Source organism: Promicromonospora kroppenstedtii DSM 19349, assembly GCF_000515355.1.
Taxonomy (GTDB): Bacteria; Actinomycetota; Actinomycetes; order Actinomycetales; family Cellulomonadaceae; genus Promicromonospora; species Promicromonospora kroppenstedtii.
This window is the reverse complement of the sequence record NZ_KI911567.1, coordinates 268-1,082: the sequence shown is the minus strand read 5'-3', so window position 1 is coordinate 1,082 and position 815 is coordinate 268. Positions and strand designations below refer to the sequence as shown.

The window sequence follows — 815 nt, the reverse complement described above, 5'->3', positions numbered from 1 at the left end:
GAGCGCCGAGCAGGCCGCGCCGGACGGGGGCGCCGCGCCGTCACCCGCGCCCGGCGGCCCGATCGCCTGGCCCGTGGAGGACGTGACGATCGTGTCGGCCGAGCTGACCGAGGTGCGCTACACCCTGCCGGACGGCGCGGTGCTGGTCGTGCCGGGGTACGAGCTCGCGGACGCCGCGGGCAGCAGCTGGACCGTGCTGGCCGTGGACGAGGAGGCGCTCGACTTCACGCCGTGACGCGACCGCCGGGCGGGCGTCGTAGGGTCGGGCACGCAGGGCCTCGTCCGAGGTCGCACCGCGATATTCAAGGAGTGCACCATGCCAGCACGTACCGCTCGCACCGCCTGGAACGGCACTTTCCAGGAGGGCTCGGGCCAGGTCGAGCTCTCGTCGTCGGGCGTAGGGACGTACGACGTGTCGTTCCCGGCGCGCGCCGCCGAGGAGGCGAACGGCGTCACCAGCCCGGAGGAGCTGCTCGCCGCCTCGCACTCGTCGTGCTTCACGATGGCCTTCACGAACGAGCTGGGCCAGGCCGGCGCGACGCCGGAGCAGATCGAGGTCACCGCCGTGGTGACCCTCGGGCCGGACCCGGCCGGCGGCCTGTACATCAGCAAGAGCGCGCTGACGGTGCGCGGGTTCGCCTCCGGCATCGACGAGGCGGGCTTCAAGGCCGCGGCGGAGGCCGCCAAGGTCGGCTGCCCGATCTCGAAGGCGCTGACCGGCGTGGGCCAGATCACGCTGGACGTCACCTTCGAGGGCTGACCTCGTCCCGGCGTTCACGGGCGCGGCACGCGCCCGTGAACGCCTGACGCGATCC

At 73.6% G+C, this 815-nt stretch carries 2 protein-coding genes; both read left to right on the top strand.

Annotated features, from left to right (window positions below):
- The coding region (locus PROKR_RS33305) for a hypothetical protein (protein ID WP_036958842.1) at positions 1–235 on the top strand (235 nt) is incomplete at its 5' end.
- A gap of 81 nt (positions 236–316) precedes the next feature.
- On the top strand, positions 317–760 hold the full coding sequence (locus PROKR_RS00615; RefSeq protein ID WP_036958841.1) for an OsmC family peroxiredoxin: 444 nt from the start codon (positions 317–319) through the stop codon (positions 758–760).
- Positions 761–815: the final 55 nt, after the last annotated feature.

Bases quoted from the DNA above. Each gene is read 5' to 3' on its own strand.
- PROKR_RS00615 (WP_036958841.1), top strand. From the start codon at position 317: ATGCCAGCACGTACCGCTCGCACCGCCTGGAACGGCACTTTCCAGGAG.